General features: G+C 32.8%; 21 protein-coding genes. 9 read left to right on the top strand and 12 right to left on the bottom strand.

The window, feature by feature from the left end; genetic code table 11:
• Positions 1-12: 12 nt before the first annotated feature.
• Together OS191_RS05210 and OS191_RS05205 are read left to right on the top strand one after the other, a co-directional pair.
• The gene (locus OS191_RS05210; RefSeq protein ID WP_267154659.1) at positions 13-1,290 is read left to right on the top strand and encodes a DEAD/DEAH box helicase; all 1,278 of its coding nucleotides are present in this window, start codon (positions 13-15) and stop codon (positions 1,288-1,290) included.
• Between the two features lie 11 nt (positions 1,291-1,301).
• Positions 1,302-1,541, top strand: coding sequence for a VF530 family protein (locus OS191_RS05205; protein ID WP_267154658.1), 240 nt, complete (start codon positions 1,302-1,304; stop codon positions 1,539-1,541).
• Here the strand turns inward: OS191_RS05205 and OS191_RS05200 are convergent.
• Positions 1,525-2,523 carry a DUF4421 family protein gene (locus OS191_RS05200; RefSeq protein ID WP_267154657.1) on the bottom strand — a complete coding sequence of 333 codons (999 nt, stop codon included), beginning with the start codon at positions 2,521-2,523 and terminating at the stop codon, positions 1,525-1,527. The genes OS191_RS05205 and OS191_RS05200 overlap by 17 nt on opposite strands.
• Positions 2,524-2,630: 107 nt before the next feature.
• On the opposite strand from OS191_RS05200, the gene OS191_RS05195 reads away from it, so the two are divergent.
• From OS191_RS05195 to OS191_RS05180, 4 genes are all read left to right on the top strand, one after another.
• Positions 2,631-3,206: a non-canonical purine NTP diphosphatase gene (locus OS191_RS05195; RefSeq protein ID WP_267154656.1), complete on the top strand. Its 576-nt coding sequence runs from the start codon at positions 2,631-2,633 to the stop codon at positions 3,204-3,206.
• A 391-nt stretch (positions 3,207-3,597) separates the two neighbouring features.
• On the top strand, positions 3,598-4,599 hold the full coding sequence (locus OS191_RS05190) for a CE1 family esterase (RefSeq protein WP_267154655.1): 1,002 nt from the start codon (positions 3,598-3,600) through the stop codon (positions 4,597-4,599).
• 454 nt (positions 4,600-5,053) lie between these two features.
• Positions 5,054-6,901 (top strand): DEAD/DEAH box helicase, encoded by a 1,848-nt coding sequence (locus OS191_RS05185; RefSeq protein WP_267154654.1) that lies wholly within the window; start codon positions 5,054-5,056, stop codon positions 6,899-6,901.
• An 86-nt stretch (positions 6,902-6,987) separates the two neighbouring features.
• A complete protein-coding gene (locus tag OS191_RS05180; protein ID WP_267154653.1) occupies positions 6,988-7,767 on the top strand; it encodes a carboxypeptidase-like regulatory domain-containing protein in 780 nt (259 codons plus the stop codon).
• Positions 7,768-7,827: 60 nt separating this feature from the next.
• Here OS191_RS05180 and OS191_RS05175 read toward each other — a convergent pair whose 3' ends face one another.
• Positions 7,828-8,484, bottom strand: a complete 657-nt coding sequence (locus tag OS191_RS05175; protein ID WP_267154652.1) for a TrmH family RNA methyltransferase — start codon at positions 8,482-8,484, stop codon at positions 7,828-7,830.
• A gap of 60 nt (positions 8,485-8,544) precedes the next feature.
• A complete protein-coding gene (locus tag OS191_RS05170; protein WP_267154651.1) occupies positions 8,545-9,741 on the bottom strand; it encodes a CHRD domain-containing protein in 1,197 nt (398 codons plus the stop codon).
• Between the two features lie 109 nt (positions 9,742-9,850).
• Between OS191_RS05170 and OS191_RS05165 the strand changes: the two genes are divergently transcribed.
• Positions 9,851-10,531, top strand: coding sequence for an SIR2 family NAD-dependent protein deacylase (locus OS191_RS05165; RefSeq protein WP_267154650.1), 681 nt, complete (start codon positions 9,851-9,853; stop codon positions 10,529-10,531).
• Here OS191_RS05165 and OS191_RS05160 read toward each other — a convergent pair.
• The 8 genes from OS191_RS05160 to OS191_RS05125 form a co-directional block, all read right to left on the bottom strand.
• Positions 10,528-11,175: a sterol desaturase family protein gene (locus OS191_RS05160; RefSeq protein ID WP_267154649.1), complete on the bottom strand. Its 648-nt coding sequence runs from the start codon at positions 11,173-11,175 to the stop codon at positions 10,528-10,530. The two genes, OS191_RS05165 and OS191_RS05160, sit on opposite strands and share 4 nt — an antisense overlap.
• A gap of 56 nt (positions 11,176-11,231) precedes the next feature.
• The gene (gene guaB, locus OS191_RS05155) at positions 11,232-12,704 is read right to left on the bottom strand and encodes an IMP dehydrogenase (protein ID WP_267154648.1); all 1,473 of its coding nucleotides are present in this window, start codon (positions 12,702-12,704) and stop codon (positions 11,232-11,234) included.
• 73 nt (positions 12,705-12,777) lie between these two features.
• Positions 12,778-13,500 (bottom strand): Insecticidal toxin complex protein, encoded by a 723-nt coding sequence (locus OS191_RS05150; protein ID WP_267154647.1) that lies wholly within the window; start codon positions 13,498-13,500, stop codon positions 12,778-12,780.
• Positions 13,501-13,525: 25 nt separating this feature from the next.
• Positions 13,526-14,017 carry an Aq_1264-related membrane protein gene (locus tag OS191_RS05145; RefSeq protein ID WP_267154646.1) on the bottom strand — a complete coding sequence of 164 codons (492 nt, stop codon included), beginning with the start codon at positions 14,015-14,017 and terminating at the stop codon, positions 13,526-13,528.
• Between the two features lies 1 nt (position 14,018).
• On the bottom strand, positions 14,019-14,528 hold the full coding sequence (locus tag OS191_RS05140; protein ID WP_267154645.1) for an FMN-binding protein: 510 nt from the start codon (positions 14,526-14,528) through the stop codon (positions 14,019-14,021).
• Positions 14,529-14,661: 133 nt separating this feature from the next.
• The gene (locus OS191_RS05135) at positions 14,662-15,840 is read right to left on the bottom strand and encodes a porin (RefSeq protein WP_267154644.1); all 1,179 of its coding nucleotides are present in this window, start codon (positions 15,838-15,840) and stop codon (positions 14,662-14,664) included.
• Between the two features lie 174 nt (positions 15,841-16,014).
• Positions 16,015-16,878 (bottom strand): hydroxymethylglutaryl-CoA lyase, encoded by an 864-nt coding sequence (locus OS191_RS05130; protein WP_267154643.1) that lies wholly within the window; start codon positions 16,876-16,878, stop codon positions 16,015-16,017.
• A gap of 30 nt (positions 16,879-16,908) precedes the next feature.
• Complete coding sequence (locus OS191_RS05125; protein WP_267154677.1) at positions 16,909-17,535, bottom strand: LysE family translocator; 627 nt, start codon at positions 17,533-17,535, stop codon at positions 16,909-16,911.
• A gap of 141 nt (positions 17,536-17,676) precedes the next feature.
• On the opposite strand from OS191_RS05125, the gene OS191_RS05120 reads away from it, so the two are divergent.
• Positions 17,677-19,575: a T9SS type A sorting domain-containing protein gene (locus OS191_RS05120; RefSeq protein WP_267154642.1), complete on the top strand. Its 1,899-nt coding sequence runs from the start codon at positions 17,677-17,679 to the stop codon at positions 19,573-19,575.
• Positions 19,576-19,620: 45 nt separating this feature from the next.
• On the opposite strand, the gene OS191_RS05115 is transcribed toward OS191_RS05120, so the two are convergent.
• Positions 19,621-20,652 (bottom strand): quinone-dependent dihydroorotate dehydrogenase, encoded by a 1,032-nt coding sequence (locus OS191_RS05115; protein ID WP_267154641.1) that lies wholly within the window; start codon positions 20,650-20,652, stop codon positions 19,621-19,623.
• A 126-nt stretch (positions 20,653-20,778) separates the two neighbouring features.
• Here OS191_RS05115 and pepT point away from each other — a divergent pair, with 126 nt between their 5' ends.
• Positions 20,779-22,020 (top strand): peptidase T, encoded by a 1,242-nt coding sequence (pepT, locus tag OS191_RS05110; protein WP_267154640.1) that lies wholly within the window; start codon positions 20,779-20,781, stop codon positions 22,018-22,020.
• Positions 22,021-22,035: the final 15 nt, after the last annotated feature.

Below are 22,035 nucleotides of genomic sequence, written 5' to 3'. Positions count from 1 at the left end.
CAAATACAATATATGTCATTTAACACATTAGGCCTTTCTGAAGCAATTCTTAAAGCTATCAGCAAAAAAGGATATAATGAACCATCTCCTATACAACTTAAAGCCATCCCACCTATTTTACATGGAAAAGATGTTTTAGCATCTGCACAAACTGGTACTGGAAAAACAGCTGGATTTACATTGCCTTTATTACATATTCTTTCTGAAAGTGAACAGACAAAATTCAGACCTATTCGCGCCTTAGTATTAACACCAACTCGTGAATTGGCAGCACAAGTGTATGCCAACGTAAAAGAGTATAGCGAATTTACAAACTTAAGAAGTGCTGTTATTTTTGGTGGCGTTAATCAGAAACCACAAGTTGCAACGCTTCGTCAAGGAATTGATGTTTTAGTAGCAACTCCAGGACGTTTAATAGATTTACAAAATCAAGGACTTTTATCTTTAAAAAATGTTGAGATTTTAGTTTTAGATGAAGCAGATAGAATGTTGGACATGGGTTTTTTACGTGATATAGAACGTATTATGAACATGATGCCAGCAAAACGTCAAAACCTGATGTTTTCTGCAACCTTTTCAAAAGACATTAGAAAACTTGCAAATGGGATTTTACATCATCCTGTTCAAGTGGAAGCCACTCCAGAAAACACAACTGTAGACGCCATAAACCAGAAAGTGTATCGTGTTGCTAGTGGAAAGAAAACAGATTTAATTATCAAATTGATTTCAGATGGCAATTGGAAACAAGTATTGGTATTTACAAGAACTAAACATGGAGCCAATAAACTCTGTAAAAAAATGATTAGTGCTGGAATTTCAGCAGCTGCCATCCATGGAAATAAAAGTCAAGGAGCTAGAACCAAAGCTTTAGCAGGATTTAAAAATGGAAGCGTTCGTGTATTGGTTGCAACAGATATTGCAGCACGTGGATTGGATATTCCTTTATTACCACATGTGGTTAATTTTGAACTTCCTAATATTTCAGAAGATTACGTACATAGAATTGGCAGAACTGGGCGTGCAGGAGCAAGTGGTCAAGCCATTTCTTTAGTTAGTGCAGATGAAACGACATATTTAAGAGATATTGAAAAATTGGTGGGTATGAAAATCCCAAAAGACATCTTGGAAGGCTTTGAACCAGATCCAAATGCTTCTACAGAACCTAAAAAACAAGGTAGAGGAAGATCTTCACGATCTAATAGCAAAAGTCACTCTCAAAGCTCAAAAAAATCTAATAGCAGCAATAAATCAAGTAGTTCTAGACGTCCAAAAAGAACGAATAGACGATAGAAGAAATTTAAATGGAAACACAACCAAACAACCCTTTACATTGTGTTAAGCTTGAACAAATAATAACGGAGCTTGAAGCGCATTATGGATGGGAATATATGGGTCACCAAATAAACATTCGTTGTTTTCAAGATAATCCTTCCTTAAAATCTAGTTTAAAATTTTTAAGAAGAACGCCTTGGGCAAGAACCAAAGTTGAAAACATGTATTTAAACATGTTAAAACAACAAAATCTTAAAAAGGAGTCTTAAGTTTTTTATTCGACTTTATTTTATATCCTACTGAAATTTTTGCTTTGGTATTGCTATAAATATAATTCAAGCCGTAATCTAAATTGGTAGTATAAATGCCACTTCCATACACTAAAGTTATATAAAATCGTTTATAGCTATAGCCAACTCCAGCCTCATAATCTAATTTATATAAGAGAGGGTTTGACACTTTATAATCGTCTGTTTCTGAAAACCCCTTTTTATACATAATTCCAATTCCTGGAATTACATTTAAAGTTGCAAAAAAGTTTGCAGGCAACACAAAAACCGTCAAAACCCCACCAGAAATTCCTATTCCAGTTCCTTTTAACCCTTTTAAATAAGCATCTTCATTAAAATTTCCATTATCCGGAATAATTGGACTGTCTGCCATAAAATTATTATATACCATAAACCCTCCAATTCCTCCAGATATATAGTGTTTCTTTTCTTCTTTAGCTAATCCCGCTTTCAAGGTAGCAGAAGAAAAAGAAATCTCTTTAAAAGTATATAAATAATTAATTCCTATGGAAAGAGATGTAATGTCGTCTCTAAAAAATTCAGGCTCATTAAAATTATTCTTTACATTAAAACCTTTATATCTCTGCACATATAAATTAATCAAATTATGGTTCCCTGCAATAAAAGATCCTTGCATGTCGAAACGTTCGGTGGGATTTTCTTCTTTACTTTTTAAATTAAATGCTATATCTATAATTAATTTGCTGGTTCCTAAACCAAACCCTACTCCTGCTCTATTATTGGGCTTAAAAGACAATTGATTATCTCCATTAACCAAATTAAAACTTTGTCCCTTATAATTTGTAAATAATCTCAAAGACCAATTATTCATATCTCTATCAATAAGTAGGGTATCTATAACCTGTTTTGTACTTAAAGAATCTGATTTCTTTATTATTTGTGCATATGAAGTTATGGTAAAACACAAAAAAATAATTACTATTAAGATTTGTCTAATCATAGAGATTTAGGGAATTACTTTTAAAATTATAAATATTTCAATGAAATTAATATTATTTTCTGTTGTTTTGAAATAAAATTACAAGTCATTTTAATATACTGCAAGTTATGAAACTCGTTTTTGCCACAAACAATCTAAATAAATTAAAAGAAGTTCAAGGTTTAATTCCTAAACACATTCAACTATTAAGCCTTCAGGATATTGGTTGTACTGAAGAGGTTCCAGAAACTCAAAGTACCATAGAAGGCAATGCCATACAAAAAGCTGAATATATAAAAACCCATTATGGCTACGATTGTTTTGCTGACGATACCGGACTAGAAGTTGAAGCTTTAAACAATGAGCCTGGTGTATATTCTGCCAGGTACGCCGGGGAGCAGAGAGACTCTAATGACAACATGGAATTATTACTAAAAAACTTAGAAAACAAACACAACAGAAAAGCCCAATTTAAAACGGTTATCGCCTTGCATTTAAATAACAAACTAGAAACTTTTACAGGTGTTTGTCTTGGGGAAATCACTACTACAAAACATGGAAAACAAGGTTTTGGTTACGACCCCATTTTTAAAGCTAAAGGCTATAAAAAAACCTTTGCTGAAATTTCTTTAGATGAAAAAAATAAAATTGGACACAGAGGAAAAGCTGTCAAACAATTACTAGAGCACCTTAATAAGCTGTAGTTACTTGGTAAGTTTTATTTTAATTGTACTCTGAAATTTTAAAACCTAATCAATTATATTTGATTATAATTAACTCTTAGCTGATTTTTGTGAAAAACAGAATTTTAAGTAAAAGTCTCTTTCTCCCTAATTTTACTTTGAATAGTTTGTATTGGTCGAAATTAACATTCTTACAAAACTGAAAAGAATTAGATTCTAACTTGAGAAAATGAGGTAAGTTAAGAAATTACCGCTATTGACTATTTTTATAAAAATTTGTCAAATTAGTTGTTAAAGTAACGAATAACATAACTGTTATCATTAACTATAGCTCATTCTCAATATATAATCACATAATATAACACAGTTATTTACAAATAGAATGAAACTTAATAGATATAAACAAAATAACATGATAAAAAGATATATATACCTGACCTTAAAAAGAGTTAAATATTTTATTATAATCTTCTTATTAATTGCATGCAAAAAACCAGACAACTCACAACCAAATGATTTTGGACTCTTTACTGAACACACCATAGTTATAGATGGATTAACACGCAATTACGATTTCTATATTCCAAGTTACATAGACTCAATGTCCGTACCCTTAATTTTCATGTTGCACGGAGGGAGTTTAACATCTGATGATTTAACAGGTAAAAGCGGACTTAAAGCGCCTTACAAGGTGTGGATGGATATTGCCGAAAAGGAAAAATTTATTATTGTTTATCCCAATGGCGCAATTAGTCCACTCGGAAAACAAGGTTGGAACGATTGCCGTGAAGATGCAACTACAAATCCTTCTGTTGACGATGTGAGTTTTATTGACTCACTTATTAGTCATTTTTCAAACACCTATAATATAAATACCAACCAAATTTATGCCACTGGAACTTCAAATGGAGGACATATGGCGCTTCGACTTGCTCTTGAACTTTCACATAAAATTGCGGCTGTTGCTCCAATTGCAGCCTCAATGCCAGCAGATATATGCAACAATCCAAATAATCCAATTTCTGTTTTATTTATGGTTGGTACAGATGATCCTCTTTCACCATACATAGGAGGAGAAGTTGCACCAAATATTGGTGGTCGTGGAACGGTACTTTCTGTAGAAGAGTCAGTAAGCTTTTGGATAAATTTTAACCAAACCGATTCCATTCCTTTTATAGAGAATTTCCAAGATATTAATACTACAGATAATTCCTCAGTAAGAAGTACTACTTACTCTAATGGTATAGAGTCAACTCAAGTCGCTTTATATGATATTTTAGGAGGAGGCCATTTAGAGCCAAGTATTCAAGAACAATATTCTACTCAACTTGAATCCGTTTTAGGAAATCAAAATCATGATATTGAAATGGCTTTAATAATTTGGAATTTTTTTTCAGACAAAACTTTGAATTAGCAAGTACTCCACACCAAAACATCAATAATTTAACGTAAACTCGAACCAATTAAAAAATTCTAAGTATTTTAAAAAACTATCTTACACTGAGTCAGCAAGATATATAGTCCGAATTCTTAATAAATTTTATAAAATCCAATTAATTATATGTCTATACTAAGTCTTATTTTTAAGTAAGAAGGTACCAGCTTGTGTTAAAAAGTTTCGTTTATAAAACCAACAAGGACCGTTGCAATACCATAAAGCAACCAATAAAGAGATAATTGTAAAAAATTACAACTTCGTATTAAATAAAATTGTACATTTGCACCTTGAAAAAAATCTAGCTAAGCCAAGCTGCTTATTTAGATAAACTCCTCAGAGTGAGGGTGTGTTACTAGAAGTTTAGGTTAAGTATGTCGATTCACTTCTTTTGTAACACTACAAAACATAATCGATTACTTATTAAACACGAATGAGCACATTCCAAGATTTAGGTCTTAATGACGACCTATTACAAGCTATTAACGACATGGGTTTTGAAACCCCAAGTGATGTCCAAGCCAAAGCAATTCCAATTTTATTAGAAAAAGAAACCGATCTGGTTGCTCTTGCGCAAACAGGTACCGGTAAAACGGCTGCTTTTGGTTTTCCAATGCTTCAAAAAATTAATATAGATAGTAGAACAACCCAAGGATTAATTCTTTCCCCTACTCGCGAACTTTGCTTGCAAATTACAAACGAGATGAAACAATATGGTAAATATTGTAAAGGTCTTAATGTAGTTGCTATTTATGGAGGAGCTAGTATTACAGACCAAGCTAGAGAAGTAAAAAGAGGCGCACAAATTATTGTGGCAACTCCTGGGAGAATGAAAGATATGATTAGCCGTAGAATGGTTGATATTTCTAAAATTCAATATTCCGTTCTGGATGAAGCGGATGAAATGTTAAACATGGGTTTTAAGGAAGATATTACAGATATCTTATCTCATACTCCAGAAGACAAAAACACATGGTTATTTTCAGCAACTATGCCTAAAGAGGTTTCAAATATTGCTAAAAAATTCATGAAATCTCCTATTGAAATTACAGTAGGAAACAAAAATGAAAGCACTAATCAAGTATCTCACGAATACTATTTAGTAAACGCGAGAGATCGTTACCAAGGTTTAAAACGTTTAGCAGATGCAAATCCAGATATTTTCTCTGTTATTTTCTGCAGAACCAAACGCGACACTCAAAAAGTAGCCGAAAACTTAATAGAAGATGGTTATAGTGCCGGTGCTTTACATGGCGATTTAAGTCAGAACCAGAGAGATTTAGTAATGAAATCTTTTAGAAACAAACAAATACAAATGTTGGTAGCAACAGATGTAGCTGCCCGTGGTATTGATGTAGATGATATTACTCATGTTATCAATTATCAATTACCTGACGAACCTGAAGTTTACACACACAGATCTGGAAGAACTGGACGTGCTGGTAAAACAGGAATTTCTATGGTAATTGTTTCTAAAAGTGAAGTCCGTAAAATTAAAAGTATTGAACGTATTATCAATCAGAAATTTGAACTTAAGCAAATTCCTGATGGGATGGAAATTTGTGAAGTGCAATTAATGTCGCTTGCTAATAAAGTTCACAGTACTGAAATCAATCCAGAAATAAACAAATATTTAGATAGTATCAACGAGTTATTCGATGAAACCACTAAAGACGAATTAATTAAAAAATTCTTCTCAGTAGAGTTTACTAGATTCTTTAATTACTATCAAAAAACCAAGAACTTAAATGTTGCCGAATCTTCTCGCGATCATGATCGTGGTGAAAGTGGACGTGATTATAAAGGCAACTCAAACGATTCTCGCTACTTTATTAACGTAGGCAGAAAAGATGGATACGATTGGATGAAATTAAAAGATTTCTTAAAAGAAGTTTTAGATTTAGGAAGAGACGATGTTTTTAAAGTAGATGTAAAAGAAAGTTTTTCTTTCTTCAACACTGAAAAAGAACTTCAAGAAAAGGTATTGGCATTCTTTACAGACTATAAACATGATGGTCGTTTTGTAAATGTTGAAATTAGCGAAGATAAAGGCAGAGGCACCAGCAGAAACAAAAGACGTAATGATGGTGGCGGATTTAGCAGACGTAGCAACAATAAACCAAAAGCAGAAAGACGTTCTAGCTCCAGAAGCGATGGCAATAGAAGCGACCGACGCTCTAGTTCTAAAAGCCAAGGAAACCGTAGTTCCAATAGTGAAACTCGTTCAAGACGATCAAACTCAGATTCTAGCTCACCAAGACCTAGACGTTCTAGACGTTAAACTTTTTTGTTAATTTTTAGTCAAAATATCAGATACATAAAGGTATTATCGTTTAGTTTAGTACTTTTATGCTCAATATGGCTTTAATGAAGAAACTACTTTTTCTTATTATACTAATTACTGGCACCTCATTGATGTTTGGTCAGGTAAACACAACTGTAAAAGGAGTTGTTATTAATTCTTCTGAAGGAATCCCTTTGGAAAGCGTTAATATTGTTAATATTAATGAAGTAAAAGGAACAACAACAAATACTCGTGGAGAGTTTGAAATTAAAGCAAAAGCTACAGATACGTTACATTTTTCATATTTGGGTTTTAAATCCATTCGCGTTCGTGTAACAAACGATTGGATTAAGTATGGAAGTTCTACCATTGAATTAACCGAACTAGCTCTTGCTTTAGAAGAAGTTGTGGTAAATAATTTTAAGCTTACTGGTTTTTTGGAAGTAGATATAAAACAAGTTCCTGTTAACACCAATTATAGGTATAGTATTTCTGGTTTGGAAACAGGTTACGAAGCTGGAGGAACATCAGCTAATGCTGTAACACGAGTCTTAGGAGCCGTTTTTAATCCAGCGGATTTTTTACATAGCATGTTTGGAAAACAACCCAACGAAATGCGTAAGTTGAAAAAAATGAAGCAGGACGACGAGATTAGAACGCTTCTTGCAAATAGATTTGACAGAGAAATGTTAGTGGCACTTTTACAAGTAGATCGTGTCGATTTAGATGAAATAATCAGGCAGTGTAATTACTCCAAGAGTTTTATTGAAACGGCCAACGATCTTCAAATTCTAGATGCTATTAGCGAATGTTATGAAGAATATAAAGTACTAAGCCGAAATAGGAAATACGGCAAATTATAAATAAAAAACCGAAAGAGATTCTTTCGGTTTTTTTATACTATTTTTCCAACAAGCTATTTTTTAAGAATCTTCATAAAATCGCGCTACGATCTCATCGTAACTTTTAATGGTTTTCTTTATCCAATCCAAACGCTTTTCCTGTTGTTCTTCTTCAGTAAGCTCCCACTCGATATCTGTCTGTTTTAGTTTTGTAGTAACGTGCTGTAAAATAATAGCTGCAGATACTGAAATATTTAAACTTTCTGTAAACCCTGACATAGAAATTTTTAAATAACAATCTGCTTGATCGATAACTTCTTGAGACAGACCTTCGGTTTCCCTTCCGAAGAAAAAACAAGACTTTTTAGTAACATCAAACTCATGAAGCAAGCAATCCTTTGTGTGTGGTGTAGTAGCTACAATTTGATAACCTTGTTGTTTTAAGTCTTGAATACAATCTTTAACCGAATGAAATCGGTTTAAATCGACCCACTTTTGAGCTCCCATAGCAATTTCACTATCAATCTGTTTAGAATTTACCTCTTCAACAATATTTACTTCTTGAACTCCAAACACATCACAAGTACGTATAACTGCGCTTGTATTATGAAGTTGATACACATCTTCGGTTGCAACCGTAAAATGCTTAGTTCGTTGTTTTAAAACAGTATCGAAACGCTGTCTTCTATTTTCAGTTAAATAGGTTTCTAAATAAGCTAATAGTTTTAAATCTACCATATTATAAAAATAAAAAAACCTGACTTTAACATCAGGTTTTCTGTCTAAAAAATTATTTTATTAATTGTTTGCGCCTATATTTCCTTGAGCTATAATGGTAGTTAAGGTATTGTTTAAATGAACTTTTATATGACCATTAACACCCAACACATCATCATAACCAAAAACGGCATTATCATCTAAAGCAGACACATTTGTTTGACTCACGCCAGTATTTCCATCTACAGGGTTAAAAGTAAAAATAATGCTTCCTGATGTATCGATATCGTTGCTATAAATATAAGCTGGATGTATTCCATCAACTGGTGTTTCTTGCAATAAAATAACAGCCAATGCTTCCCCATTATTTCTTCCATAAAATGTAACCGTTCCACTTATCCCAGACAGATCCACTTCATTTAAAACATAAGAAGTTGACACTCCAGATAATTCATTTTGTCCAATATCTCCTTGAGCCACAATAGTTGCTAGATTTACTTCACTTTCATGCACATTTATATAACCATCAAAATCGATAACATCTATATAAAGAAAAGCAACATCGTTATCTAAAGCAGCCACATTGGTTGCACTTATTCCTGTATCTCCATCCACGGGATTAAAGGTTAATGCAATGGCACCACCTTCTACTGCAGTATTGTTATGGATATGTGCTGGATGCATATTACCATTGGTAGCATTTGTTACTTGAATTACAGCAAGTGCTTCCCCATTTTCACGTTGAGAAAATGTAACAATTCCAGACATTCCAGGCACATCTTTTTCTCCTAAATTATATGTTTTTGTAAGACCTGTTAATTCATTTTGTCCAATGTCTCCTTGTGCAAGAATACTATCTGGTTCTAGCGCACTAAGAAGCACATCTATATAGCCGTCAAAACTTAAAAATTCATCGTAAGTTATAGGTGTTCCATTATCTAAAGCTGTAAAAGTTGTTGTACTAAATCCCGTATTATCATTTACTGGATTAAGAGTTACGGCTATAAGTCCACCTTCGGCTGCAGTGTTGTAATTAATTGATGCAGGATGAGGACTTCCAGTAGAAATACCAGTAAGCTTCAATTCAACAGTTGTAGAGTTATCGTCGTTTTTAATAAACTTAGCAACTCCGTTTACATTATTATCATACAGAGAAGAAATTACATACGACTTGGATGTTTGACTGGAAGGTATTGCCGTAATATGGTCGTCTCCACTACACCCTGTGAATACAACTAAAGGCAGTATAAAAATTAACAACTTAAATAAGTTCTTCATAATCTAAATTTAAATAGATGTAATATTACACATAATATATAAATTTTTAAAGTGAAGTTGCCGTCCTTTTTTATTTTATTTTCCCAATGGAATTTTATAGTTTCACAAAATGATACATGTAGTTGTACTTACAGGTGCAGGAATTAGTGCTGAAAGTGGCATTAAAACCTTTAGAGATGCCGATGGTCTTTGGGAAGGTCATGATGTTATGGAAGTTGCTTCGCTTCAAGGTTTTGCTAAAAACCCAGAATTGGTTTTAAATTTTTATAACGAAAGACGAAAACAGTTATTAACTGTCCAACCAAACGAAGCGCATTTAGCTTTAGCTAAATTAGAAGAAAATTACAAGGTAACTATTATAACGCAAAATGTGGACGATTTGCATGAGCGGGCTGGAAGTGAGAATATTGTCCATTTACATGGAGAATTACTAAAAATACGAAGCAGTGAGAATATAACGGACGTCAGACCTTCTAAAGAAGATATTTTTGTTGGCGATTTATGCGAAAAAGGACATCAATTAAGACCGCATATTGTTTGGTTTGGAGAAGCTGTTCCTATGATAGAAAAAGCAATTACAGTTTGTGAAACTGCTGATATTCTAGTAATTATTGGTACCTCTATGCAAGTATATCCAGCTGCTAGTCTTATGGATTTTGTTCCAAACCACATTCCTATTTATTATATAGATCCGAAACCTGCAAAAGTAAATAACCAAAGAATTACTGTTATTCAAGAAACGGCAACGGAAGGTGTGAAAAAATTATTAGAGTTATTAGAAGATGATTAAGCTTTCTTATTCTTCTTTTTTGGTGGCATGGTACCAAAAACTTTATCCCAAAACGTATTGGAAACTCCAAAAGCTTTGTTAGGGTATTTATAATGATGTAAACTATGGTGATGCCATAAATCTCTAAAACGCTTTGGAGGACGCATGACGTGAGTCGCTCTATGTACAAATGAATACAATAAATATCCAATAAAAAATCCAGGGAAAAATCCGTACACTAACTGCGTATATCCGGCAAGCCAGAAAACAACATAAAACATTCCAAATAAAAGAGATGCCAAAATAATACCTGGAACTGGAGGCATTAATAAACGGTCTTTATCTGTTGGGTAATTATGGTGAGCGCCGTGCATAATAAAATGAAATCTTTGAGACCATTTGGCTTCTGTTACCCAATGGAAAACAAAACGATGCAACATATATTCAGCAAAGGTCCAAAAAAACAAACCGAAAACAAATAAACCTAAAAACTCCCATACGCTTAATCCCATAACTCCAATAGCTACGTATACTAAAGCTGCATTAACTAAACCGTAAACTATAATATTAGAGATAGGATCCGTTTTGGTTAAACGCTCCAAAATAGGATTTTTAAATATCTCTGCTTGACCAGTCTGAAAATCTGTTGTCACTTCAGGTTTCATAATTTATACTAAATATTTAATGTAAAAATATAAAAATATAAGATACTAATAATAATCTATCTAGAATAATTTGGTGACTCTTTGGTAATGGTTACATCATGTGGATGACTTTCATTAATCCCAGAAGATGTGATTTTAACAAATTGTCCATTTTCTTTTAAAGTAGCAATATCTTTTGCTCCACAATATCCCATTCCTGCTCTTAATCCTCCTATAAACTGATGGATACTTTCAAACAATTCTCCTTTATAAGGAACACGTCCAACAATGCCTTCTGGCACTAATTTTTTAATATCGTCTTCTATATCTTGGAAATAACGGTCTTTACTACCTTGTTTCATGGCTTCTACAGACCCCATACCTCTATAGGATTTATATTTTCTTCCTTCGTAAATAATAGTTTCTCCAGGACTTTCCTTTGTCCCGGCTAATAAGGAGCCTAGCATCACACAATCTGCTCCAGCTGCAATAGCCTTAGGAATATCTCCTGTGTAACGGATTCCTCCATCTGCAATTACAGGAATACCCGATCCTTTAATGGCTGCTGTAACTTCTAGTACAGCAGAAAATTGTGGATAACCCACTCCTGCCACTACACGAGTTGTACATATAGAACCCGGACCAATTCCAACTTTAACGGCATCGGCACCAGCTTCAACTAGATATTTTGCTGCTTCAGCCGTTGCTATATTTCCAACTATGACATCTAAACTTGGAAATTTAGCTTTAACTTCTTTCAACACAGCAACCACACCTCTGGTGTGTCCGTGAGCCGTGTCAATAATTACAGCATCTACTCCAGATTTGACTAATGCTTCTGTACGTTCTACGGCATCTGCAGTTACTCCAAGAGCAGCAGCAACACGTAAACGACCATACACATCTTTGTTTGAAATAGGCTTTTGGGTTAGTTTTGTAATATCTCTAAAGGTAATTAAGCCTGCTAATTTATAATTATCATCAACAATTAGTAGTTTTTCAATTTTATGTTCTTGTAAAATAACCTCAGCTTGTTGTAAAGATGTTCCAACTGGAGCTGTTACAAGTTTGCCACTTGTCATAACTTCAACAATGGGTCTCTCTCCATCTTTTTCAAAACGTAAATCTCTATTGGTAACAATTCCTTTTAAAAAACCTTGGTCATCTACAATTGGAATCCCTCCAATACTATGTTCAGCCATATTTTGTTTGGCATCAAGAACAGTAGCTTTTATAGTTAGAGTTACTGGATCTGTTATCATGCCACTTTCTGCACGCTTAACTTTACGTACCTCATTAGCTTGTTGCGCTATGGTCATGTTTTTATGAAGCACACCAATACCTCCTTCTCGAGCCATGGCAATAGCCATAGCACTTTCTGTAACTGTGTCCATAGCTGCAGAAACTATTGGGACATTTATAGATATATTTCTAGTAAATTTTGTTTGAATATTAACTTCTCTTGGTAAGACTTCTGAGAAAGCTGGAATTAGTAGGACATCGTCGTAAGTTAAACCTTCTCCTACAATTTTGTTTGAATGTGATGTCATGTTGCAATTACATTTATAATTGCGTGCAAATGTACAATATTTATAGGGAAATTAGTTTTAAGTTTTTATTAAATTATTCATATTCGGTTTGGCAATAAACTCTTAAAGTATTCAAAGCATAGTTATAACGGTTTTCTTCATTAGATAAATCTCCTGAAAAAACAACTTCTTTTGGCACCATAAACTTATAAACACATTTCCCTTTAGCCATTTTATCTATAGTTTTAAGAGTTTTAGGATCTATTTCGTTATAAATTTCTTGTAACCAGATGTATTGCTCCTCATGGATTATAGCTTCATCCCAAGTTAAGGCATTATCAGACTTTAAAATTGATTCTGAAAAATAAAGTTCTTTTATTCTTCCAAAAGCTTTAATAAAAACAGTTTCACTTCCTTTAGTTGCATATCGTTTTACTTCTTTTCGAATAAATATATTAAACGGAAAAGAATGAGTGATTTCTAGTTTATTTGAAATATAGTGTGCCATTTTTGGCCAGACCACTTCCTGTTCTTTTTTATCTAAAGTCTTAAAAAGCCATAGATAGAAATCGGTTCGCTGCTGAATAGTTTCGTATTCTAAGGGCAGGTTATTTTCTAAATTATAGACATTTGCTTGTTGCCAAACCAGGGTGTTATTTTTTCTGTCTTTACAGAGCCAGTCGGATGGTGCTAGTTGAATATTACCAAATAATTCTTGATATTTCTTTAAATTTTTATATTCTTTAGAATATATATTTGATGAAATAACAACTAAAAATATAAATAGTAAGGACTTCATATATATAAAATGAAGCATAAAATTACGAGAAATTTTTAAATACTTACTTTTTTAAAATCAATAATTGTTTTAGAATAATTAAAATGGAAAGAGTAAAACATACGACCATAAAAAAACCTGAAATCATCACTATATATTTCATCCATAAAAGACCAGACCAAAGAAAATAAAGACCGCCAAAAGTAAGTATAACGGATAAAAATGGTTCTATTATTAAAAACAACTTAAGTTTTTTATTGAGCTTGGTAGTACTTAAAATAAGACCTACCAAAAAGAAAATAATGGACATGGATAAAATGTGGTTATGTACCAAAGTTAACATTTCTTGTTCGCTTTTCTTAAACTTCATAACAGTAGCATCTTCATTAAATTCGTTTCCTAAATACTGTTCTTCAATACCATTTGGTTTAGCTGTAGATGTTTCGCCTACAAAAAGGATTCCTGAGTAAAAACCAACACTCAATACAATAATAAAAGCTGAAATTAAAAGTTTTATTTCTTTGGGAAATGTAAGTATCAATCCATTGATTTGCATACTAAATAATGTTTTTAGAATGAAGCGTTTTTAACGATATCAATAAGTTATTCATGGCAGTTGTCATAGATCTTACAGAAATAGTTGCTCCAGAAATAGCCATGATATTATCTCCATATCTCAAATCATCGTTTTGGGTTTTACCCACAAACTGTTTCAACCAACGTTTGCTACCTATTTCTCCACCATAATCCTCTCTATACACCAATACTTTTGTTTTTAATATAACTAGTTCAGGATCTAATAAAGCTAGATAATCAAATTCATCTGTTTTACTTGGCGCTTTAGAAATATAAGCATAGCCAATTAATTTATTGTTTGCATGAATTTGAAAAAAATTATCTGCTTCAAATTTTGAAGGCAAACCAGTTGATGCGTCTTTGGGGATTATAAAAGCCTCAAACTTAAAGGTGTTTACCTGAAATGTTTCAGTTATTTCTTTATCAACCTTCTTCTGAATGCTTTTAGATAACCCAATATCTTGAAGGGTTAAAAAAACAAAAAGGATCATGAAATATTTTATATTCATTTTGCAAAGATATTTAAATGTTTAGTGATACCAACTAAAATGCCAAATAGCTAGAGTGAATTAATACTTCAACTCTAGCTATAGGAAAATAAAAATCAAAAATTAATTAGTTTTATTAAAACCATACACCAATACCAAAATTTAATTGATTTGGCAGGCTATTATTAGTTGCATCATTTTTAAACTGATAATCAGCTTTTACTACAGCTCCAGGAGTTATTTTATACGTTAATCCTAAAGTCCAATCACTTCTATTATAAGCATTATTTACTAATAAATCTCCTTTAACTGAAGCGTTTGTATCATAGTCTTCATAACGAGCAAATGCATACAATTGTTGTTGTTTTTTAAGTGGTAATAAATTAAAAGAAGCTTCTAAATACCAACCTTGCATGGCACTTCCTAAACCTTGGTTTGGATCAGCTTCTAAATCGTAATACAATGCATTATAAGCTTCTGTATCTGTTATGCCAGAATATACAAATTGTCCACGAGCAGCTATACGTTTGTATGCATAACGGGCATCTAGGCCTACCATTGATAATCCTACACTAGAACCATCAAGTTCTTCTACATCATCTTCCGCTTGAGAACGTCCAACATATCCTGATAACCCCAAACGCAATCCTGGTAATCCGTAATAATCTAATTTAGCCGAGAAGTTTGGAGAATCTACGGTGGATTGAATTCCTTTTTGTCTTCCATTTCGCAAACCATCTTTACCTCCTAAAACCTTAGAGCCATTTACAGATGCAAATCCAGTAAATACATAAGCTTGGTAACCTAAAGAAATCTCATCAAATCTTCCTGAAACTCCTACTCCAATTTCTCTCCAAGTAGTAGGTACAATGCTCTTATCCATACTTGGTCTTTCAACACCATTAAAAGTTGTTGGTTCGTGATACTCATTAATAATACCCATTGGTATTAACATTAACCCTCCACGAAGATTCACTCGATCTGTTAAGCTATATTGTAAAAAGGCTTGTTCTACATAAACTTCCTCCACATGTTCTAATTCTACTTCTGTTACAAATTGAACTTTATCGTTAAACTTGTAACCAAATAGCAATACTAAACGTTGTACATCAAGTTCACCGTTGTCACCTTCTGGCTGATTATAAGTAATTTCTCCATAACCACCCACTGTTACACCAGAACTAACATTACCTGATAAGATACGTTGCGCTGAATTTTCTTGTTGTTTTGGATTAGTATATAAGGAATCTGGTACTGTTTGAGAAAATGTAATAGCTGAAATTAATAAGGCTACTACCAATAATACATTTTTCATTTTTGGTTATTTAAATATTATTCTTATTTAGACTTGTTACAAATAATTGTATAATTATCCGGCAAAAATAGAATAGCATTTTAAAAACACAAAACTTATTTAGATTAATTTAAAATAAAATTTTAACAAATATTTTAACTTATTGAAGACGTGAAAATTAAGTGACTTTTATAATTAGTGGTAAGCTTTAAATATTTTAGTCGCTTCATTATAAGCACTCTCAAAACTTAAAGCATTTAAGTTTGAAACCTTTTTTTGAGTAAAATATGACAGTAATTTTTCGGTAGGCATATTTCCTGTTAATTCATCTTTTGCCATTGGACATCCACCAAAACCTTGAATAGCGCCATCAAAACGTTTACACCCGGCTCTATAGGCTGCATCGACCTTCTCAAACCATGTAGTTGGTGTTGTATGAAGGTGTGCTCCAAACTCTATATCCGGATACTTTGGAATTAAATTAGAGAATAAATAATTAATATTTTCAGGATTAGAGCTTCCAATAGTATCGCTAAGAGACAAAATTTTAACGCCCATATTAGACAATCTTTCAGTCCACTCTCCTACTACATCCACATCCCATGGATCTCCATAGGGGTTTCCAAAACCCATAGAAATATAAACCACCACTTCTTTATTTGTTTTATCGGCTATTTCAAGAATTTCATTTAAAGTAACAACAGACTGCGCTATAGTTTTATGTGTGTTCCGCATTTGGAAATTTTCTGAAATAGAAAATGGATAACCTAGATAATCAATTTGCTTATGCATTGAGGCATCTTGAGCTCCACGAGTATTTGCTATAATAGCTAATAATTTGCTTTCGGTTTTACTAAGATCCAGTTGATCTAATACTTGAGACGTATCCACCATTTGAGGAATGGCTTTTGGAGACACGAAACTTCCAAAATCAATAGTATCGAACCCAACGCGTAATAAGGACTGAATATATTGTACTTTTTTTTCGGTAGGAATAAAATCCTTGATGCCTTGCATAGCATCTCTAGGACATTCAATAATTTTTATAAAATCGGACATTCTTATTTGCTTGGAAGTGTAAAAATAGGACTATTTTTTTGAAAATAAGATGAAAACGGCAATTCCTACAAATACGAATATTTGCAACCATTTTAAATAGCTTCCAATATGTTTATGCTGTGTTATATAGGTTGAAATAGAGCCAGCCAAAAGAGCAATGGAAGAAAAAATAATAAAGGAAACTGCCATAAACAGAAATCCTAATACATAGAACTGTGTCACTTCACTCAAAGTGTTACTAAACAAAAAGCCAGGAAATAAGGCGAGAAAAAACAGAGAGACTTTTGGATTTAAAACATTCATTAAAAAGCCTTGTTTAAATAGTTGAGTCCCAGTTTTCTTTGGAACACTTCCTGATCCTAACTGTAATGAGGCATCACTTTTATAAACAGTATGTGCTAAATACAATAAGTATGCTGCTCCAAAAAGTTTGATGATAAAAAACAAAGAATCGTTTTCTTTTATAAGAGCCGAAACACCAAAAGCTACTAAAGTAGTATGCACCAAACAACCTGATATTAATCCAGATACAGTAGCTAACCCAGACGTTTTTCCATGGCTAATACTTTGCATTAAGACATAGATATTGTCTGGCCCAGGAGAAAAAGCTAAGGCTGAGGTAGCTACAATAAACGATATTAGTATGTCGTAATTCAGGATATTTTTTTTGTAAAAATAGAATTATATTTCTTTTTTTTATTGGCATATTATATTTCCAGTAATAATTATCATTCTTTAATATATATTTATAATTTATATTTACTTATCTTATACCTCTATTAATCAACACCTTCACTCATGAAAACCACAAACAAAATATTACTTATTTTTTGTTTTGCCCTCTTACTTCAAAATAGCTTATTTTCACAAGAAATGACAGAGTGCGGAACTATTGAAACACCAGAATCTTTAGAATTCTATGAGAACAACAAACAGCAAATAATCGAGTTTGAACAAGAGTATTTAAATAATTCTAATTCTCGTCTTACAATAACTTCAATTCCTATTAAAGCACATATAATTAGAACATCTTCAGGTACTGGAGGTCTGTCTGTTTCTCAATTGAATGATGCCATGAACGTCATGAACGCGTTTTATGTAAATGCTAATATGGAATTTTATATATGCGATGCTATTAATTATATAGACGATAGCACTTATTACGATTTTGTAGATTCAGATGAGACGGCATTAACCGGAGCAAATAATGTTTCAGGATTAATTAATATTTATTTTGCAAATACGGCTACTAGTAATGGAAATAACGTTTGTGGTTACGCCTATTATCCAGGTGGTCCAGACACCATAATTATGGTTAATTCTTGTGCGTTAAATGGCAGTACATTGGCACATGAAATGGGACATTTTTTTAGTTTAAGGCATACACATGGTGGCACTCCAAACGAATTGGTTGATGGTTCTAATTGTACTACAGAAGGAGATTATTTATGTGATACTCCAGCAGACCCTACTTTATCTTATTCCAATGTTAATGCATCTTGTGTTTATATTGGTACAGACACGGATGCAAATGGAGATACTTATGTCCCAGACCCAAGTAACGTCATGTCCTATTCTAGAAAAGAATGTAGGGTTTTATTTTCTCCACAACAATATGCAAGATTATATGCGACGTTTCAAACCATTAGAAACAACTTTGCTTGCTCTAGTTTTAATGTTGATTTTGTTGCCGATCAGACTCAATCTTGCGAAAACTCCTTAGCGGTAAACTTTACAGACAATAGTAATGGAGCAACATCGTGGGAATGGGATGTAGATGGAGACGATATTATAGACTATACAACACAAAATCCCAGTCATACATATAACTCAACTGGTATTTACGATGTAACTTTAACTATTTATAATGCAACATCTTCTATTACAAAAAGTAATTCTGAATTTATAAAAATAGGTGCCATAGAAAACCTTCCTTTTGCTAGAGATTTTAATACCCTTACCAATTTACAAGCCGATGGATGGAATGCTACTAGTACAGCAAATTCCAGTTTTTTATGGACACTAAACGCTGGAACAACTTTTTCTCCTCAGACAGGACCAACTGGAGATAATTCACCTGCTGGAGATGGCCTTTATATCTACACAGAAGCTTCGGGCTCAAACTCTGGAGACGTGGCTGAATATACCTCTCCATGTATCGATATTAATTTTTACGATGCAACTTTAACTTTTACTTATCACATGTATGGTAGCACTATGGGAGAATTACATATTGATATTGACTCAGGTTCTGGTTTTGTTAACGATATAAGTCCCGCAATTATTGGTCAACAACAACTTAATAGTGCTGACCCCTATCTTGAAAGACAAATTGATTTATCGGCTTATGCAGGACAAACTATAAAATTTCGCTTTAGAGCCATTAGAGGAGCTAATTTTAATAGTGATATAGCCATCGATAATATTAATATAAATGGTACTTTATCTGTTAATAATTTAACAGATAAAACAGTTAGAGTTTATCCAAATCCAGTTAAGGATTATATTTTAAATGTGAAACTCAAAAATTCATCTGATCATGTGTCTTACAGAATTTTAAATATTATAGGTCAAGAAATTATGAATGGTAATTTAGAAAATGAAACTATAAATGTTTCCAAGTTAAAAGCTGGAACCTACTTCTTAACTTTAGCTTCAGATAAAAATACGTTTACAAAAAAAATTATAAAACTATAAATACGTATTAAATTTAAAAAAAGCACTCAAAATGGAGTGCTTTTTTTATCTTTTTAAAATAGCTTTATTAATATCCTTTATCAGTTTTGGACCTTCATAAATAAACCCTGTATAAATTTGGATTAAATCGGCACCTGCATCTAATTTTCCTATTGCATCTGCTGCTGAATGGATTCCTCCTACTCCTATAATTGGAAAAGTCTTTTTGCTTTTACTTGACAGATATTGGATTACTTGAGTTGATTTGTCTTTAATAGGTTGTCCACTTAAACCGCCATTTCCAATTTCGGTTAAACGTTCATCAGAGGCCTTTAGCCCTGATCGATCTATCGATGTATTACTTGCAATAACTCCATCTAAATGAGTTTCTTCAATCAGTTCCACTATTTCATCCAATTGGATATTATTTAAATCTGGTGCTATTTTTAGCAAAATAGGTTTTTGCTTTTCAAAGGTTTTGTTCGCTTTTTGGACCGTTGCTATTAGTTCCAGTAAATAGTCTTTATCGTTTAATTTAGCATGACTTCCTACATTTGGACAACTTACATTTAGCACAAAATAATCTACATACGGATGTAGCGCGTTAAAACAAGTCAGATAGTCTTTGGTATAATCTTCTGGTATAGTTTGAGTGTTTTTACCAATATTTCCACCAATAATAACCTTGCCTTTATTCTTCTTCAATTGTAAAATAGCTGCTTCAAGACCTTCATTATTAAATCCCATTCGGTTAATAATACCATGATCGTCTTTCAATCTAAACAAGCGTTTTTTCGGGTTACCTTCTTGTCCTTTTGGAGTTACGGTTCCAATTTCAATAAAACCAAAACCAAAATTTGCTAATTCATTATAGAGTACAGCATTTTTATCAAAACCAGCAGCCAAACCTACTGGATTTTTAAACGTTAAACCAAAAAGCTGTCTTTCTAATTTAGCATCTTCAACAACATAAAGGCTTCTAAAAAGGGCAGAAATTCCAGGTATTTTCGACGTTATTTTTATTAATGAGAATGTAAAGTGATGTATTTTCTCAGGATCGAAAAGAAAAAAAATGGGTCTTATTAGTCGTTTATACATTATAGTTGAGTTGTTAGGCAAAAATACTATTCATTTGATTAAAAATGCTAACATTAGTTTTATAAATTATTGGTATTTTTGAAAACCTTAAAATACATCGCTTTTCTTTAATTAAAATATATTAAGATGATAGAAAAACAACATATTATAGACCGTTTTGTAAGTTACGTAACCATAGATACAGAGTCCGACCCAAAGAGTGACACTACTCCAAGTACAGAAAAACAATGGGATTTAGCCAACAAGTTGGTTGATGAGCTAAAAGCCATTGGCATGCAAGACGTTTCAATAGATGAGAATGCTTACATCATGGCCACTTTACCAAGTAATGTAGATCATGAAGTTCCAACTATAGGTTTTGTATCTCATTTTGATACCTCTCCAGATTTTACAGGAGCGAATGTCAAGCCTCAAATTATTGAAAATTATGATGGGAAGGATATTGTTTTAAATGCTGAACAAGACATTGTATTGTCTCCAGATTACTTTGAAGACTTACTTTTATACAAAGGGCAAACTTTAATTACTACAGATGGAACCACTCTTTTGGGTGCCGATGATAAAGCAGGAATTACAGAAATAGTTTCGGCTATGGAATATTTAATCAATCATCCAGAAATTAAACATGGGAAAATTCGTGTTGGCTTTACGCCAGATGAAGAAATTGGTCGTGGCGCACATAAATTTGATGTTGAAAAATTTGGTGCAGATTGGGCCTATACTATGGATGGAAGTCAAGTTGGAGAATTAGAATACGAAAATTTCAATGCTGCAGGAGCCGTTGTAAAAGTGAAAGGAAAAATTGTTCATCCGGGTTATGCCAAAGGAAAATTGATTAACTCCATGTACATCGCTACCGAGTTTATAAATTCTTTACCAAGATTAGAAACACCAGAACATACAGAAGGTTACGAAGGCTTTTTTCATTTGTATTCTATTGAAGGAGAAGTGGAAGAAACCGTTTTAGAATATATTATTAGAGATCACGACAGACAGCATTTTGAAGCTAGAAAAGAAGTGATGGTTAAATTAACTAATGATATTAATTCGCAATTTGGAAGAGAAGTTGTAACCATTGATATTAAAGATCAATATTATAACATGAAAGAGAAGGTAGAACCTGTGATGCATATTGTTGATATTGCTGAAGAAGCCATGAAACAGTTAGGCATAAAACCATTAATTAAAGCCATTCGTGGTGGAACAGATGGCTCTCAATTAAGTTATATGGGCTTACCTTGTCCTAATATTTTTGCTGGAGGACACAACTTTCATGGACGTTATGAGTATGTTCCTGTAGAAAGCATAATAAAAGCTACTGAAGTTATTTGTAAGATTGCTGAGTTGACCGCTCAAAAAAAAGCGTAGTATAACCCCTAATCT

It is taken from the genome of Xanthomarina sp. F2636L (assembly GCF_026410195.1).
In the GTDB taxonomy this organism is placed as follows: Bacteria; Bacteroidota; Bacteroidia; order Flavobacteriales; family Flavobacteriaceae; genus Xanthomarina.
This window is presented reverse-complemented; position numbering and strand designations above follow the sequence as displayed.